General features: G+C 59.3%; 16 protein-coding genes. 2 read left to right on the top strand and 14 right to left on the bottom strand.

Going from position 1 to position 16307, the window contains the following annotated elements:
* Positions 1-40: 40 nt before the first annotated feature.
* From ACZRJ6_RS12875 to ACZRJ6_RS12825, 11 genes are all read right to left on the bottom strand, one after another.
* Positions 41-1030: a DNA polymerase III subunit delta' gene (locus ACZRJ6_RS12875; RefSeq protein ID WP_463968404.1), complete on the bottom strand. Its 990-nt coding sequence runs from the start codon at positions 1028-1030 to the stop codon at positions 41-43.
* A complete protein-coding gene (gene tmk, locus ACZRJ6_RS12870; protein WP_463968403.1) occupies positions 1023-1655 on the bottom strand; it encodes a dTMP kinase in 633 nt (210 codons plus the stop codon). Before tmk ends, ACZRJ6_RS12875 begins: the two co-directional genes overlap by 8 nt.
* A 19-nt stretch (positions 1656-1674) precedes the next feature.
* Positions 1675-2814 (bottom strand): endolytic transglycosylase MltG, encoded by a 1140-nt coding sequence (gene mltG, locus ACZRJ6_RS12865; protein ID WP_463968402.1) that lies wholly within the window; start codon positions 2812-2814, stop codon positions 1675-1677.
* A gap of 1 nt (position 2815) precedes the next feature.
* Positions 2816-3631, bottom strand: coding sequence for an aminodeoxychorismate lyase (gene pabC / locus ACZRJ6_RS12860; protein WP_463968401.1), 816 nt, complete (start codon positions 3629-3631; stop codon positions 2816-2818).
* Positions 3631-4875 (bottom strand): beta-ketoacyl-ACP synthase II, encoded by a 1245-nt coding sequence (fabF, locus tag ACZRJ6_RS12855; RefSeq protein ID WP_463968400.1) that lies wholly within the window; start codon positions 4873-4875, stop codon positions 3631-3633. The genes pabC and fabF overlap by 1 nt, the downstream gene beginning before the upstream one ends.
* Before the next feature lie 107 nt (positions 4876-4982).
* Positions 4983-5222 carry an acyl carrier protein gene (acpP, locus tag ACZRJ6_RS12850; protein ID WP_133099182.1) on the bottom strand — a complete coding sequence of 80 codons (240 nt, stop codon included), beginning with the start codon at positions 5220-5222 and terminating at the stop codon, positions 4983-4985.
* 192 nt (positions 5223-5414) lie between these two features.
* Positions 5415-6158: a 3-oxoacyl-ACP reductase FabG gene (fabG, locus tag ACZRJ6_RS12845; protein ID WP_133099183.1), complete on the bottom strand. Its 744-nt coding sequence runs from the start codon at positions 6156-6158 to the stop codon at positions 5415-5417.
* Positions 6159-6175: 17 nt separating this feature from the next.
* Complete coding sequence (fabD, locus tag ACZRJ6_RS12840; protein ID WP_463968399.1) at positions 6176-7114, bottom strand: ACP S-malonyltransferase; 939 nt, start codon at positions 7112-7114, stop codon at positions 6176-6178.
* A 128-nt stretch (positions 7115-7242) separates the two neighbouring features.
* Entirely contained in the window at positions 7243-8253 is a 1011-nt protein-coding gene (gene plsX, locus ACZRJ6_RS12835) for a phosphate acyltransferase PlsX (protein ID WP_463968398.1), read from the bottom strand.
* A 4-nt stretch (positions 8254-8257) separates the two neighbouring features.
* The gene (gene rpmF / locus ACZRJ6_RS12830) at positions 8258-8440 is read right to left on the bottom strand and encodes a 50S ribosomal protein L32 (protein ID WP_008152339.1); all 183 of its coding nucleotides are present in this window, start codon (positions 8438-8440) and stop codon (positions 8258-8260) included.
* A 13-nt stretch (positions 8441-8453) separates the two neighbouring features.
* Positions 8454-8981: a YceD family protein gene (locus ACZRJ6_RS12825; RefSeq protein ID WP_133099186.1), complete on the bottom strand. Its 528-nt coding sequence runs from the start codon at positions 8979-8981 to the stop codon at positions 8454-8456.
* Positions 8982-9086: 105 nt separating this feature from the next.
* Between ACZRJ6_RS12825 and ACZRJ6_RS12820 the strand changes: the two genes are divergently transcribed.
* Complete coding sequence (locus ACZRJ6_RS12820; RefSeq protein WP_463968397.1) at positions 9087-9665, top strand: Maf family protein; 579 nt, start codon at positions 9087-9089, stop codon at positions 9663-9665.
* 54 nt (positions 9666-9719) lie between these two features.
* On the opposite strand, the gene ACZRJ6_RS12815 is transcribed toward ACZRJ6_RS12820, so the two are convergent.
* The 3 genes from ACZRJ6_RS12815 to rluC are packed head-to-tail and all read right to left on the bottom strand — an operon-like array spanning position 9720 to position 12339.
* Positions 9720-10709 carry a S49 family peptidase gene (locus ACZRJ6_RS12815; protein WP_463968396.1) on the bottom strand — a complete coding sequence of 330 codons (990 nt, stop codon included), beginning with the start codon at positions 10707-10709 and terminating at the stop codon, positions 9720-9722.
* Positions 10710-10730: 21 nt separating this feature from the next.
* The gene (locus tag ACZRJ6_RS12810; protein WP_463968395.1) at positions 10731-11393 is read right to left on the bottom strand and encodes an HAD-IA family hydrolase; all 663 of its coding nucleotides are present in this window, start codon (positions 11391-11393) and stop codon (positions 10731-10733) included.
* Positions 11380-12339: a 23S rRNA pseudouridine(955/2504/2580) synthase RluC gene (gene rluC / locus ACZRJ6_RS12805; RefSeq protein WP_149413507.1), complete on the bottom strand. Its 960-nt coding sequence runs from the start codon at positions 12337-12339 to the stop codon at positions 11380-11382. The genes ACZRJ6_RS12810 and rluC overlap by 14 nt, the downstream gene beginning before the upstream one ends.
* A gap of 758 nt (positions 12340-13097) precedes the next feature.
* Between rluC and rne the strand changes: the two genes are divergently transcribed.
* Complete coding sequence (rne, locus tag ACZRJ6_RS12800) at positions 13098-16262, top strand: ribonuclease E (RefSeq protein ID WP_463968394.1); 3165 nt, start codon at positions 13098-13100, stop codon at positions 16260-16262.
* Positions 16263-16307 lie beyond the last annotated feature (45 nt).

Below are 16307 nucleotides of genomic sequence, written 5' to 3'. Positions count from 1 at the left end.
GAGTGTCTGGCCAACGGTAAACCCGTGGGCCCCGAAAAGATCAGCGGCGGCCGAGCAACCCGACCCATTGCACCAGCAACGCCTCAAGCAGCAGCACCCGATTGAGGTTGGCCTTGCCCAGGACTTTCTGGCGCTGGGCGAGTATCCAGTCCTGAATATTCAAGACCTTGTCCTGAGCGCTCTTTTGCGCCAGGTATTGCAAAACCTTGCGCATATCCATCAAGCCCAGACCGCTTTCGTCCTGGGTCAGCTGGTAGCGCAGAATCAGGCTGGACCAGTCGCAGAACCAGTCGAACAGCAGCAGCAGTGGAATATCTTTCCAGGCTGTTTCGGCCAGTTGCGTGGCGGATAGCTCTTGCTTGAGCAGTTTTTTCACGCCATCAACCACCAACGCCCGCTGCTCGCGCACGCCCTGAGCCTGCAACTTGACTGCGGCCAATGGCGAGCCGGCAGCCAGGGTCAGCAACTCGATACGCGCCTCTGCACTGCACTCCGGCAACGCTTGGCCCAACCACTGCAAACTCATGGCCTCGCTCGGCAACGGGCAAGCCTGTTGCACGCAGCGACTGCGAATGGTCGCCAGCAAGCGGCTGGACTGGTGACTGACCAACAGCAGCACGGTATCGCCAGACGGCTCCTCCAGGCTTTTGAGCAAGGCGTTGGCAGCGTTGATGTTCATCGACTCTACCGGCTCGATCAACACCACCTTGCGCCCGCCCATCTGTGCGGTCTGCACCACAAAGCTGACCAGGTCACGAACCTGATCGACCTTGATGGCCTTGTCGGCCTCTTCCGGTTCCAGCACGTAGTTGTCCGGATGACTGCCGGCCTTGAGCAGCATGCACGATTTGCACTCGCCGCAGGCTTCCAGGCCGTGCGGACGCTGGCACAGCAGGCTGGCCATCAAGCGCTCGGCCAACGCCCGCTTGCCGATACCCACCGGCCCATGGAGCAAATAGGCATGGGCGTGCTGGGCACGACCGGCCAGTTGCTGCCACAGACTGTCCTGCCATGGGTAGGCTTCAGCCACGGTAAAGCTCCAACAGTTTCGGCATCAGGGCATCCAGTGCCTGCTGAACCTGAGTCAGAGGCTGCGCCGCGTCCACCAGGCAATAGCGCGCCGGGTCTGCCTTGGCGCGCTTGAGGTAGGCACTGCGCACGGCGTCGAAAAATACCCGGCCTTCCAGCTCGAAGCGGTCAAGGCGCCCACGAGCGCTGGCTCGGGCCAGGCCGACTTCCACCGGCAGGTCGAACACCAGGGTCAAGTGTGGGCGCAAGTCGCCCTGGACAAAGGTTTCCAACGTCGCGATACGCTCAAGGGACAAGCCACGGCCGCCACCCTGATAGGCGTAAGTGGAATCGGTAAAACGGTCACAGATCACCACTGCACCACGGGCCAGGGCCGGGCAAATCACTTCGGCCAGGTGCTGGGCACGGGCGGCAAACACCAACAGCAGCTCGGTGTCCGGGTTCATCTGCTCGTCGCCCGGAGCCAGCAACACCTCGCGGATCCGCTCGGCCAGGGGCGTACCGCCCGGCTCGCGAGTCAACAATACCTCGATGCCCTCGGCCCGCAGGCGTTCGGCCAAGTATTCGCGGTTGGTGCTTTTGCCTGCGCCTTCCGGGCCTTCCAGGGTAATAAACAAGCCAGTCACAGGCAGTCCTTAGTCAGAGTCATTGCGGGCTTTGTGGCGCAGCGGCGTCAGGTGCCGGGGATTGCTCCGCCGGCACTTCGGGCGGTGCGTCAGCCGGGAGCGGCGTGCTGTCCGCCGGCTTCGCAGCCGGCGCAGGGCTGGAACGATAATCGGCGCGGCGCTTGATCTGGTACTCACGCACAGCAGAATTATGCGCATCCAGGTTGTCAGAGAAAATATGGCTACCGTCGCCACGGGCAACAAAATACAGGCTGCTGCCAGGCACCGGATTCAGTGCAGCATGAATCGCCTCGCGGCCGACCATGGCAATCGGCGTCGGCGGCAAACCGGGAATCGTATAAGTATTGTAGGGCGTAGGCTCCTTGAGATGAGCGCGGGTCAGCTTACCGTTGTACTGCTCGCCCATGCCGTAGATCACGGTCGGGTCGGTTTGCAGCGGCATGCCGATTTTCATGCGTCGCACAAACACTCCAGCAATCTGCCCGCGCTCTTCAGGCACTCCGGTCTCTTTTTCCACCAGGGAAGCCATGATCAGCGCTTGATAAGGTTCGGTGTAGGGAACAGCCGGGGCACGCTTGCTCCATTCCTGGGCAAGGACATCGTCCAGACGGTTGTAGGCCTTCTTCAGCAGTTCGGCGTCAGTCATACCACGCACGAAGCGGTAGGTATCGGGGAAGAAGCGCCCTTCCGGAAAGACGCCCGGATGGCCGAGCTTGTCCATCACCTCGCTGTCACTCAAGCCTGCCAGGGTCTGCTCGATCTTTTCATGCTTGGCCAGGGCGGCGCGCACTTGGCGGAAGTTCCAGCCCTCCACCAGGGTCAAGCTGTATTGCACCACCTCACCGCGCTGCCACAGGCCGATCAGGCCCTGCGCAGTCATGCCGGGAGACATGCGGTACTCACCGCTGTGCAGTGGCTGACCATCAAGGTTGAAGCGCCAGTAGAGACGCAACCAGAACGCGTCCTGGATCACACCATCAGCTTGCAGGCGATTGAAGGTGCCTGTCGGTGTCGATCCGGCGGGCACATCCAGCAACTGCTCTTGCGTCAGGCTCAAGGGCTGCTCAAGGGCGCTATTGAGCTTCCAGGCCGAAGCACCCAGCAGCAAACCTGCCAGGACCAGACCAATCTCCAGCAGCAGTACAAATTTACGTCTCAAATCAAATATCCAATAGCGCGCGAACAATGCCTTGCAGTTTACGGGTGAGTGGCCCAATCGACCAGCTCATCACCCCACATCCATGCACAGGCCAAATGCCATATACGCTGTTGCAAACAAAGACTTCGTCCGCCCGCTGCAACTGTTCAAGGCTGATATCGGTGACGTTCACCGGGATACCCAACGTACCCGCCTGGGCCAACACCTCGGCCCGCATGACGCCGGCGACGCCACAGCGATTCAAATCAGCGGTCAGCAACATGCCGTCACGAACCAGGAACAGATTGCTGAAGACGCCTTCGATGACTCGACCGGAAATATCCAGCATCAAACCTTCGGCGTGATCGGCATCCTGCCACTCGGAACGGGCAATCACCTGTTCCAGACGGTTGAGATGTTTGAGACCCGCGAGCACGGGTTGCTCGGACAAACGGGTGGCGCACGGAAACAGGCGTATGCCCGATAAAGCATGCGTCTCTGGATAAGTAGCGGGCGGATTGCCCTGCAGAATACGGCGCGCAGTTGCGCCAGGTTGAATGCCATAACCGCGCTGGCTATCGCCTCGGGTCAGGATCAGTTTGAGTACACCATCGCCCAGTGCGGCGGCATAACTCAGCAATTCGCTGCGGATCAGGTTCTGATCCGCAACAATCGCCAAACGCCTGCAGCCTTCGGCGAGGCGCTGCAGGTGGCGGTCGAGCAGCACGGGGCGCCCAGCCTTGACGGCAATGGTTTCAAACAAGCCATCGCCGTATGCCAGGCCGCGATCTTTCAGAGGCACTGTGTCCGCTGGCTGACCGTCGACCCAGCTGTGCATCACTCGGCGAACCGGCGGAACACCAGGGAACCGTTGGTGCCACCAAAACCGAACGAGTTGGACAACACCACGTCGATCGGCATCTTCTGCGGCTCGTGAGGCACGAAGTTCAAATCACAGCCTTCGTCTGGCTCATCAAGGTTAATGGTCGGCGGTGCGACCTGATCCTTGATCGCCAGCACGCTGAAGATCGCTTCGACCGCGCCCGCCGCACCTAACAGGTGACCGGTCATGGACTTGGTGGAGCTGACCGCCAGGTTGTAGGCGTGATCGCCGAACACCGACTTGATGGCCTCAGCTTCCGCCAAGTCGCCAGTCAGCGTCGAAGTGCCGTGGGCGTTGATGTATTGCACCTGGTCGAAGTTGATCTTCGCATCCCGCAGCGCATTGGTGATACAGCGTGCTGCACCCGCACCGTCAGCCGGTGGCGACGTCATGTGGTAGGCGTCACCGCTCATGCCGAATCCGATCAGCTCGGCGTAGATGATAGCGCCACGGGCCTTGGCGTGCTCCAGCTCTTCGAGGACCAGCGCACCGGCACCGTCGGACAGCACGAACCCATCACGGCCCTTGTCCCACGGACGGCTGGCACGGTCCGGCTCGTCATTACGAGTCGACAGCGCACGGGAAGCACCGAAGCCGCCCATGCCCAGCCCGCAGGCGGCCATCTCGGCGCCACCGGCGATCATCACGTCGGCCTCGTCATAGGCAATATTGCGCGCCGCCATGCCGATGCAGTGAGTACCTGTGGTACAGGCTGTGGAAATGGCGTAGTTAGGCCCCTGCGCACCCAGGTGGATGGACAGGAAACCAGAAATCATATTGATGATCGAACCTGGCACGAAGAACGGTGAAATTCGACGAGGCCCGGATTCGTGCAGGGTGCGGCTGGTTTCTTCGATATTGGTCAGACCACCAATACCCGAACCCATAGCCACGCCGATGCGCTCACGGTTGGCGTCGGTTACTTCCAGGCCGGCATTTTGCACCGCCTGAAAACCTGCTGCCAAACCGTATTGAATGAACAGGTCGAGTTTACGGGACTCCTTGATCGAGAGATATTCCTCGACATTGAAGCCCTTTACCGAGCCGCCAAAACGGGTGGAATAGGCAGAAAGGTCCCTATGTTCAATCAGACCAATACCACTGCGGCCAGCCAGAATGCCCTGCCAACTGCTCGGCACATCCGTGCCCAGTGGCGACAACATACCCATACCGGTGACTACGACGCGTCTACGCGACACAGCACTCTCCTTTTTCTAATGACGACACTTTGCATCCGGCCTAAAGGAAAAAACCGCACGCCATAGGGCAGTGCGGTTTTTCCATCACAGCAAGCGACGATTACAAATTACTTGCTATCGTGAGCAGTAACGTAGTCGATAGCAGCTTGAACGGTAGTGATTTTTTCAGCTTCATCGTCAGGGATTTCGGTCTCGAATTCCTCTTCCAGAGCCATCACCAGCTCAACGGTGTCAAGGGAGTCGGCACCCAGGTCTTCAACGAAGGAAGCGCTATTGGTCACTTCTTCTTCTTTAACGCCCAGTTGCTCGGCAACGATTTTCTTGACGCGCTCTTCGATGGTGCTCATACCTTGTTTTCACTCCTAATGGACAAATTCAGGCAGCTGGCCAGTGGGTAAGTGTATAGAAAGGCTTTTCAGTTTTTCAACTGAAAGCTTCACCCTCCTACCCTATCGGCCATCTGACTATAAATAGATTGCAGCTTTATAACGGATTTTAGACAGCACGTATGACATTTTTTTGAAGCAAACCGTCACAATTTAACTCATGTACATCCCGCCGTTCACCGGAATTGTAGCCCCAGTCACGTATGCCGCACCGTCGGATGCCAGGAAAGCGACCACATTCGCGATCTCTTGAGCCTGGCCCAGACGGCCCAGCGGAATCTGCGTCAGCAAGGCTTCACGCTGTGCTTCAGGCAATTCGCGGGTCATATCGGTATCGATGAACCCTGGGGCCACCGAGTTGACCGTAATCGACCGCGAGCCGACTTCACGCGCCAATGCACGACTGAAACCTTCCAGACCTGCCTTGGCGGCTGCGTAGTTTACTTGGCCTGCGTTGCCCATGGCACCTACTACCGAGCCAATATTGATAATTCGCCCCCAACGCGCCTTGGTCATGCCACGTAAAACCCCCTTGGACAGGCGAAACAGACTGTTCAAGTTGGTGTCGACAACGTCATGCCACTCGTCGTCTTTCATGCGCATCATCAGGTTATCGCGGGTGATACCGGCATTGTTGACCAGAATAGCCGGCACGCCGAATTGCGCCGATATTTCGGCCAATACCGCTGCGACTGATTCGTCACTGGTCACATTGAGCTCAAGGCCCGTGCCTTGAACGCCGTTTTCCTTCAAGGTCGCGGCGATACGCTCGGCGCCGGCGGCGGAGGTCGCGGTGCCGATGACTACAGCGCCCAGGCGCCCCAGTTCCAGGGCGATAGCCTGGCCAATCCCGCGGCTTGCGCCGGTCACCAGTGCAACTTTACCTTGCAGACTCATGCAGGCTTCTCCTTATTTCAGGCCTGTGCCGCAAGAGCGGCAGCGAAGGCATCCGGGGTATTGAGATTGGAAGTCGACACGCCTTCGGCGCAGCGCTTGTTCAGGCCGGCCAGGACTTTGCCTGGACCACACTCGACCAACTGGGTGGCACCTTGAGCAGCCAAGGCCTGGATCGATTCGACCCAACGGACTGGCTTGTACAGCTGCTCAAGCAAATCACGCGTGAGGGCTTCCAGGTCTGGGGCAACGGCAGCGCTAACGTTTTGCACCAGCGGGATCTGCGGCGCCTGCCAGTTGATCGCGGCGACCGCCTGCGCAAAGCGCTCGGCAGCCGGGCGCATCAGTTCGCAGTGGGACGGCACACTGACTGGCAGCGGCAGCGCACGCTTGGCACCACGGGCCTTGCAGCCTTCAATGGCGCGTTCGACAGCGGCCTTGGCACCGGCGATCACCACCTGGCCTGGCGAGTTGAAGTTGACGGCGCTGACCACTTCGCCCTGGGCCGCTTCGGCGCAGGCTGCAATCACGTCAGCATCTTCCAGACCGAGAATGGCAGCCATGCCACCCTGCCCGGCTGGAACAGCCTCTTGCATCAGTTGGCCGCGGCGCTCTACCAGTTTGACCGCTTCACCGAGGGTCAGGCTTCCAGCCGCCACCAGGGCGCTGTATTCGCCCAGGCTATGGCCAGCAACGTAGGCCGGGCGCACACCACCCTCAGCCAGCCAAAGACGCCACAGCGCGATAGAGGCGGTGAGAATGGCCGGCTGGGTCTTGTCAGTTTGATTGAGCTGCTCTTCCGGCCCCTGCTGGGTCAGCGCCCAAAGGTCGTAACCCAGGGCGTCGGAAGCTTCCTTGAAGGTTTCCAGAATCAGCGGATATTGCGCGCCCAACTCGGCCAACATGCCGAGGGACTGCGAACCCTGCCCTGGAAAGACGAATGCGAGGGATGTAGACATGTAACAAGCCCCTAATGATCTGGTCGTCGGTGAATTGACGCCCCACAGGTGGGAGCGCAAGAAACTGACAAATTGGATGGTCAATTGAACTGGCCGGTCACATTGTAAGCATTCCCGGACCAATTCGCCTAAGGCAACAGATCCTCAAGACGGCCGTGCAAGCGTTGCGGCAGGCTTTCCTGGATTTCGATCAATGCACGCTGAATGGCACTTTGAAAGCCCTGCACCCCCGCTGAACCGTGACTTTTCACCACTATCCCCTGCAAGCCGAGAAAACTCGCGCCATTATGCCGCGCTGGCGCCAGGTCAGCCTGCAGACGCCGCATCAACGGCAGCGCCAAGGCGCCCACCAGGCGCGAAGCCAGGTTCTTCCTGAACAACGTCTCGATGCGCGCGGCAATCATGGTGGCCAGCCCTTCGCTGGACTTGAGCAGGATATTGCCGACAAAACCGTCGCACACCACCACATCCGCTTCGCCGCGATACAAACCGTCACCTTCGATAAACCCGATGTAGTTCAAGCCCCGCGCACCTTGCAGGAGGCTGGCGGCCAGCTTGACCTGCTGATTGCCCTTGATGTCCTCTGTGCCGATATTAAGCAAGGCAACCCGAGGCCGGACAACACCCAACGCTTCGGCCGCCACTGAGCCCATCACAGCAAACTGCAACAGATTCTCAGCACTGCAATCGACATTCGCCCCCAGGTCCAGCAATTGGCAATAGCCACGCTGAGTCGGAATCGCCGCCACCATCGCCGGCCGGTCAATCCCTGGCAGGGTCTTCAGCACATAGCGCGACAAGGCCATCAAGGCCCCGGTATTGCCGGCGCTGACCACGGCCTGGACCTTGCCATCGCGCAACAACTCAAGCGCTACGCGCATGGAAGAGTCCGGCTTGCCACGCAAGGCCTGCGCAGGCTTTTCATCCATGCCGATGGTTTCGCTGGCGGCCGTAATCGTCAGGCGCACGCGATCCACAGCCGGATGGCTGGCAATCAGTTCTTCAAGTAGGGAGGGTTGACCGACGAGGGTCAGGTGCAGCGAGGGTGTGGCAGACAGGCAAGCAATGCTGGCCTGAACAATGCTGCGGGGACCGAAGTCCCCGCCCATTGCGTCAATCGCGATGACTTGAGCAGACAAGTGATTACTCGTCAGCGCCCTTGTCGATCACTTTACGGCCACGGTATACGCCTTCTGGCGATACGTGGTGACGCAGGTGAATTTCACCGGTGGTTTTTTCTACAGACAGAGTGCTAGCCGTCAGGGCGTCGTGCGAACGACGCATGTCACGGGCAGAGCGGGATTTTTTGTTCTGCTGAACAGCCATAATTGATTAACTCCTAAACGTTTGGGTCACGCTTTAACTGCGCCAATACACTGAACGGGTTGGACCGCGTTACCTCGTCCTCGCTCGGTTCGGGCTCATCGAGACCCGCCGGCTGCTGGCATTCTTCCGGATGATGAGCAGGCACAATGGGCAAGGCAAGCAAAAGCTCCTCCTCGACCAGTGACTGCAGATCCAAAGGATCTTCGCCCAGTTCCAGAACGTCATAACCTTTCGGCAACGACTGGGTATTCGCACCCTCTTTCACCACAACATAACTGCATTCGCTGTGGATCGGCAGGGTGACCAGCTCAAGACAACGCTGGCAAACCATTTTAACCTCGGTGTCGATAAAGCTGTGGATTACCACAGACTTACGTTCATCTCGCTCAAAAATAAATTTAGCCTGCACCGTACCGACAGTGTCGGAAAGCGGGTCGCAGAGTCTCTCCAAATCGGCCAGCAGCAGTTCACCTTGAAGGGTGGTGCCACGATCAGCCAATTTGCGCGGGTCAACGTGAGGTGGAATCGGGTCATTCAACATAGGCGCAGCATTATAGGGATGCACCCAGCCATGTCAAAGGAAATTCAGCCCTGTCCGTCACCCGACCACCTCGCTAGAATCCGCGACTGCCTTGAGGAGACGCCCATGCTGCCGTTATTACTTGCTTCAAGCTCGATTTATCGTCGGGAATTGTTGAACCGCTTGCACCTGCCGTTCATCTGCAGTTCGCCCAATATCGACGAAAGCCACCGACCGGACGAGTCCGCCATAGCGTTGGTCAAGCGCCTGGCCGAAGAAAAAGCCCGCGCCCTTGCTGACAGCCATCCAGGCCACTTGATCATCGGATCGGATCAGGTAGCCGCACTCGACGGAAAAATCATCGGCAAGCCCCACACCTTCGAAAACGCCCGCGAGCAACTGCTGGCAGCCAGTGGCAAGCGCGTCAGTTTTCTCACCGGCCTGGCCGTACTGAACAGCAACACCGGGCACTGCCAGGTCGACTGCATCCCCTTTACCGTGCACATGCGCACGCTCGACGCCGCACGCATCGAGCGCTACCTGCGCATTGAACAGCCCTACGACTGCGCAGGCAGCTTCAAGGCCGAAGGCTTGGGGGTGAGCCTGTTTCAAAGCACTGAAGGCCCTGACGCGACCAGTCTGGTGGGCTTGCCGCTGATTCGACTGGTAGATATGTTGCTGACCGAAGGCATACAGATTCCGTAACCCGCCAAAACAGAAAACCGGCCACAAGGGCCGGCTTCTATTGAGCGGTGGCAATCAGCGCAAGGTCGGCCCTTGAAAGCCCATCCACATCGCCAACTGCTCGGCCACACTAGCGCCGAGCTTTTTCGAGAAGCGATCAAACGGCGATTCCTGGACCGTGAAATCCACTAGCTCTTTCTCGCCAATCACATCGCGCGCTACTGAACTGGCACTACCCAGGCCATCGATCAAGCCCAGCGGTAGCGCTTGCTCACCCGACCAGACCAACCCGGAGAACAGCTCCGGATGATCTTTATCCTTGAGCCGATCACCGCGCCCTTGCTTGACGCTGGCAATGAACTGCCGATGAGTGGTATCCAGCACGCCCTGCCAGAACTGGGTTTCGTCAGCCTTTTGCGGCTGGAACGGATCCAGGAACGACTTGTGCTCGCCAGACGTGTAGGTGCGGCGCTCAACACCCAGCTTCTCCATGGTGCCAACAAAGCCGTAGCCGGCCGCCGTCACACCAATGGAACCCACCAGGCTGGCCTTGTCGGCGTAAATCTGATCAGCGGCACTGGCGATGTAGTAGGCACCAGAAGCCCCCAGGTCGGAAATAACCGCGTACAGCTTGATGTCCGGGTGCAAGGCGCGCAGACGACGAATCTCGTCATACACGTAACCCGACTGCACCGGGCTGCCACCCGGGCTGTTGATGCGCAGAATCACGCCCTTGACCTTGGAGTCCTCGAAAGCCGTCCGCAGGCTGCTGACGATATTGTCGGCGCTGGCAGACTCCTTGTCGGCAATCACCCCGCGCACTTCGATCAATGCCGTGTAATTACCGCTACGGGTGGCGCTTTTCTCCATATCCACCAGCGGACTGAACAGCGCCAGCATTCCCAACAGGTAAATAAAGGTCAGAAACTTGAAAAAGATCCCCCAACGCCGGGAGCGACGCTGCTCCTGGACACTGGCCAGCAAGGTTTTCTCCAGCAGCTTCCAACTTTTGTCATCGCCGCTATTGGCACTGGCCTTCTCAGGCGCTTTCCACTCATCGGTCATTCCATCCACCCCAGCAAATACTTAACTATCCCGGCTGAGCCAGGCCTGCAATTCAGCAAAACGGTCAATCGTCAGCCTTGGCTCATACGCCTGCAAGGCTTGGCCAGACTGAGCGCCGTAGCTGACCGCCACGGAGTCCATTCCGGCATTGCGCGCCATCATCAGATCGAACGACGCATCACCCACCATCAACGCCTGACGGGGCGACACGCCACAATGAGCGAGGATCTGCTCAAGCATCAGAGGATGAGGCTTGCTGGCGGTTTCATCCGCAGCACGAGTGACATCAAAATAATCTTCCCAGCCATGCGCCTTGAGCACCCGGTCCAGCCCGCGACGGGCCTTGCCGGTGGCCACCGCCAAGTGATAGCCCTCGGCACGGAACGCTTCCATGGACTGCACCACCCCCTCAAACAGCGGCGAAGGCTGGGCATCCAGAGCCATGTAGTGATCGGCATAGCACTGACGAAACGCTACCAGCTCATCGTCGCCAATCTGCGGATACAGGGTGCGGATTGCTTCCGGCAAGCCCAGGCCGATGATGCCCTTGACTGCCAGGTCGCTGCACAGCTCATACCCAGAACGCGTCGAAGCCGCATGCATCGATTCCACAATCCGACCAATGGAATCGCACAGGGTGCCATCCCAATCAAAGATCAGCAGCTTGTAGTCAAGGCGCGACACTCAGGCGCTCCACGGTCTTGGCCCACATTTCATCGACAGGCGCTTGTAGCTTCAATTCGCCACCATCGGGCAGCGGCACAGTCAGCATATAGGCGTGCAGGAACAAGCGCTTGCCGCCCAGGTCGCGGATTTCCTTGGAGAAACCCTCGTCACCGTACTTGGTATCACCGGCAATACAGTGACCCGCATGCAGGGTATGAACGCGAATCTGGTGGGTACGACCCGTAATGGGCTTGGCCTCAACCATCGTTGCGAAGTCACCAAAGCGACGCAGCACCTTGAACAGGGTCAGCGCTTCCTTGCCCTCCTCGTTCACCTCGACCATGCGCTCGCCGGAGCGCAGGTTGCTCTTCTGCAACGGCGCTCGCACGCTCTTGATCGACGTCGCCCAGTTGCCACGGACCAAGGCCATATAGCGTTTATCGATACCGTCACCGCGCAGGGCGGCGTGCAGATGGCGCAACATGCTGCGCTTTTTCGCGATCATCAGCAGGCCGGAGGTATCACGGTCCAGGCGATGGACCAACTCCAGCTCCTTGGTATCAGGGCGCAACTGACGGAAGGCTTCGATCACCCCGTAGTTGAGGCCGCTGCCCCCGTGCACGGCAATGCCGGCAGGCTTGTTGATCACGATCAGCGCCTTATCTTCGAAGATAATCGACGCCTCAAGGCGCTGCAACAGACCCTGAGCCAGGGGAACGGGCTCGTCGCGCTCAGGCACCCGTACCGGGGGCACACGGATAATATCGCCCGCCTGCAACTTGTACTCGGGCTTGATCCGGCCCTTGTTCACGCGCACTTCGCCCTTACGCAAAATGCGATAAATCAAGGTCTTGGGCACGCCTTTGAGCCTGGCAAGAAGAAAGTTGTCGATGCGTTGGCCGGCATATTCCGGCGAGACCTCAAGCAGCTGGACGCTGGGGGTCTGGGGGGCGGTAGTCGTCATGGCGGGAATGATAACAATTTTTTATGGAATTGAAGCACTTAATCATTGCTGCTATAGTCGCGAACGTCGCCAAAAGCGGCCTGGACAGAGGACTAACGGTAAACAGCCGGCCCTGACCATCGCAATTCATCAGGACGCGAGGCCGTCCTACGGGGCTTTCGCCACCTTGGAAGGCTCAAGATTGTAACAAGCGCAGGTGACATGAGGCCTGAAGCGAGTGCAAAGAGCAGAGCAATTACTCGCCTTTTGCGCCGATATTTACGGCCAGTTCACAAAGTGCAGTCAGTCTTGAACCAGACCACGGCGAATGCTTCGGAAACAACGCCTGTTACGAGCTGAGTGAGAGCACAGTTGCCCACACCCGGTCTTGTTTAGCCATGAGCGTGGTCTCCCCATTGGAGAACACGGTAAATGCCAACCCGCTGCGGATTCTGCGCGCGGCAGCACCCGAATTATCAGGGATACGTGTAGGGTGGAGATGCACAACCGTCGGACTGTGTAGCACTAGGCTTATATTTAGACGCTTCATCTCGTCCACAGTCGCCGGTTGATTCCTCCTCCTGACCTTAGCTTTTGTTTAAGTGGTGCGTTAGTCACCACAGCAAACAAGCAGGACGCGTCCGTCGCGACTTTGTCCCATTGGACAGATGTCGCTGGACACTGGAGTGGCCAACCACTCTTGACGCACCTGACACCGACCGTGAGAAGTCGTGTGTGCCGAACGCCGTTTCCGGCAGCCCGGAAACCGACGGTATAACATGAAAAGAATGCTGATTAACGCAACTCAACCCGAAGAGTTGCGTGTTGCACTGGTAGACGGCCAACGCCTCTACGACCTGGATATTGAGTCCGGTGCACGCGAGCAAAAGAAGGCCAACATCTATAAAGGCCGGATTACTCGTATCGAACCAAGCCTTGAGGCTGCCTTTGTCGATTTCGGCTCCGAGCGCCACGGTTTTCTGCCCCTCAAAGAAATCTCCCGCGAATACTTCAAGAAAGCTCCTGAAGGCCGCGTGAACATCAAGGACGTCCTGAGCGAAGGCCAGGAAGTCATCGTTCAGGTGGAAAAAGAAGAACGTGGCAACAAGGGCGCCGCCCTGACCACCTTCATCAGCCTGGCTGGCCGCTATCTGGTTCTGATGCCGAACAACCCACGTGCCGGTGGTATTTCCCGCCGCATCGAAGGTGAAGAGCGCAACGAACTGCGTGAAGCGCTGAACGGCTTGATCGCTCCTGCCGACATGGGCTTGATCGTGCGCACTGCCGGCCTGGGCCGCAGCAGCGAAGAAATGCAGTGGGACCTCGATTACCTGCTGCAACTGTGGACCGCTATCAAAGAAGCGTCCCTGGATCGTTCCGCGCCTTTCCTGATCTATCAGGAAAGCAACGTGATCATCCGCGCCATCCGCGATTACCTGCGCCAGGATATCGGCGAAGTGCTGATCGACAGCGTTGAAGCCCAGGACGAAGCCCTGACCTTCATCCGCCAGGTGATGCCGCAGTACGCCAGCAAGATCAAGCTGTACGAAGACAGCGTCCCGCTGTTCAACCGTTTCCAGATCGAAAGCCAGATCGAGACCGCTTTTCAGCGCGTCGTTGAACTGCCTTCCGGTGGCTCCATCGTTATCGATCCGACCGAAGCCCTGGTGTCCATCGACATCAACTCGGCGCGCGCCACTAAAGGCAGCGACATCGAAGAAACCGCACTGCAGACCAACCTTGAAGCCGCCGAAGAAATCGCCCGTCAGTTGCGCCTGCGCGACATCGGCGGCCTGATCGTCATCGACTTCATCGACATGACCCCTGCCAAGAACCAGCGCGCCGTGGAAGAGAAAGTCCGCGAATGCCTGGAAGCCGACCGTGCCCGCGTACAGGTTGGCCGCATCTCGCGCTTCGGCCTGCTGGAAATGTCCCGTCAGCGCCTGCGTCCTTCGCTCGGCGAAAGCAGCGGCATCGTTTGCCCACGCTGCAACGGCACCGGCATCATCCGTGACGTTGAATCGCTCTCCCTGGCGATCCTGCGCCTGATCGAAGAAGAAGCCCTGAAAGACCGCACCGCCGAAGTCCGCGCCCAGGTGCCGATTCCGGTTGCAGCCTTCCTGCTCAACGAAAAACGCAACTCGATCACCAAGATCGAACTGCGCACCCGTGCCCGTATCGTCATCCTGCCGAACGATCACCTCGAAACGCCGCACTTCGAAGTGCAGCGCCTGCGTGATGACAGCCCGGAAGCCCACGTCAATCTGTCCAGCTACGAAATCGCTGCTGCCGCTGCCGAAGTGGAAGAAGTCCAGCCAGCCGCCGCGACCCGCACCCTGGTTCGTCAGGAAGCGGCCGTCAAGACCGCACCGGCCCGTGCCAACGCACCGGTTCCGGTTGAAGATGTCGCCCCGGTTGCAGCACCTGCCGCCCTGCCGGAGCCAAGCCTGTTCAAGGGTCTGGTGAAGTCGCTGGTCAGCCTGTTCGCCACCAAGGAAGAGCCTGCTGCTCCAGTTGTCGTCGAGAAGCCAGCCACCGAACGCCCTGCTCGCAATGAAGAGCGTCGCAACGGTCGCCAGCAGAGCCGCAACCGTAACGGTCGCCGTGACGAAGAGCGCAAGCCGCGCGAAGAACGTGCTCCGCGTGAAGAACGCGCACCACGTGAAGAGCGCCAGCCACGTGAAGCCCGCGAAGAAACTCCGGTCGTAGCCCGCGAAGAACGTGCGCCTCGTGAAGAACGTGCACCACGCGCACCTCGTGCACCTCGTGAAGACCGCAAGCCTCGTGGCGAGCGTGAAGAGCGTGTGCGTGAACTGCGCGAACCGCTGGATGCCGCTCCGACCGTCGCCGCTGTTGCTTCGACCGAAGAACGCCCAGCTCGCCAGCCGCGTGAAGAACGTGCTCCACGTGCACCGCGTGAAGAGCGTCAACCTCACGCCGAACAGGCTGCTACCGCCAGCGAAGAAGAAGAACTGCTGTCCAACGAAGAGCAACTGCAGGAAGACGGTCAGGACAACGCCGAAGGCGATCGTCCACGCCGCCGCTCCCGTGGCCAGCGTCGTCGCAGCAACCGTCGCGAGCGTCAACGTGATGCCAACGGCAACGTGATCGAAGGCTCCGAAGAGACCGGCGAAGCCAACGACGACGACAGCGAACCAACCAGTGCCGAACTGGCCGCTGGCCTGGCCGTTACCGCTGCCGTTGCCCGCTCGGTCATCAGCGCACCCGCTGAAGCCCAAGCCAACGAGCAGGCTGAACGCGCCACTGCTGCTATACAGGAAAACGCTGTAGTTGAGACGCCAGTTGTTGAAGCCTCGACGCCAGCAACTACTGAAGTGGAAGTTGCGCCAATTCGCGAAGTTCGCGAAGTTCGCGAGCCTCAGCCTGTAGCCGAAGTGGTATCCGAGCCTACCGTTGTTGTTGAACAACAGCCGGCCGTTGAAGCCGCTGTCGAAACGCCAGTGGTCGAAGCAACCCCAGAAGTGCGTGAAGTTCGCGAAGAACAGACTGCCTTCCAATGGACTGCCGAACCCGCCGCCGCTTTCGAAGCACCAGCGCCTGCCCCGGTAGAAGAAACTCCAGCGCCAGTAGCTGAAGTCATCGCCGCCGAGCCAGTAGTTGTTGCAGCTCCGGTCGTCGAAGAAGCGCCAGTGGTTGCCGAAGTTGCCGCTCCGGTAATTGAAGCTCCGGCCAGCGCCCTGACCGAAAATGGCCGCGCACCAAACGACCCGCGTGAAGTGCGTCGTCGCCGCAAGGAAGCCGAACTGGCTGCCGCTGCTGCTCCAGTAGCTGCTCCGGTTGTCGCTGAAGTGGTCGAGGCTCCTGCCCCGGCAGCCGAAGCCGTGGTTGAGCACACTGCCCCCGCCATCGACGAGAACCTGCGTTCCGCTGAGGAAGTGGTAGAAGCCCTGGAAGAAGAGCACGAGCCTAAACCCCTCGCCTGATTCCATCGGCCACTAAAAAGCCCCGCCTGAGTGATCAGGCGGGGC

Source organism: Pseudomonas sp. C321, assembly GCF_055407105.1.
The sequence above is the reverse complement of the archived record's forward strand: the minus strand, read 5'-3'. Positions and strand labels throughout refer to the sequence as shown.

Coding starts and splice junctions, on each gene's coding strand:
- pabC (WP_463968401.1), bottom strand. CDS start 3,631: ATGCACAGCTGGGTCGACGGTCAGCCAGCGGACACAGTGCCTCTGAAA.
- acpP (WP_133099182.1), bottom strand. CDS start 5,222: ATGAGCACCATCGAAGAGCGCGTCAAGAAAATCGTTGCCGAGCAACTG.
- fabG (WP_133099183.1), bottom strand. CDS start 6,158: ATGAGTCTGCAAGGTAAAGTTGCACTGGTGACCGGCGCAAGCCGCGGG.
- fabD (WP_463968399.1), bottom strand. CDS start 7,114: ATGTCTACATCCCTCGCATTCGTCTTTCCAGGGCAGGGTTCGCAGTCC.
- rpmF (WP_008152339.1), bottom strand. CDS start 8,440: ATGGCTGTTCAGCAGAACAAAAAATCCCGCTCTGCCCGTGACATGCGT.
- ACZRJ6_RS12825 (WP_133099186.1), bottom strand. CDS start 8,981: ATGTTGAATGACCCGATTCCACCTCACGTTGACCCGCGCAAATTGGCT.
- ACZRJ6_RS12820 (WP_463968397.1), top strand. CDS start 9,087: ATGCTGCCGTTATTACTTGCTTCAAGCTCGATTTATCGTCGGGAATTG.
- ACZRJ6_RS12815 (WP_463968396.1), bottom strand. CDS start 10,709: ATGACCGATGAGTGGAAAGCGCCTGAGAAGGCCAGTGCCAATAGCGGC.
- rluC (WP_149413507.1), bottom strand. CDS start 12,339: ATGACGACTACCGCCCCCCAGACCCCCAGCGTCCAGCTGCTTGAGGTC.
- rne (WP_463968394.1), top strand. CDS start 13,098: ATGAAAAGAATGCTGATTAACGCAACTCAACCCGAAGAGTTGCGTGTT.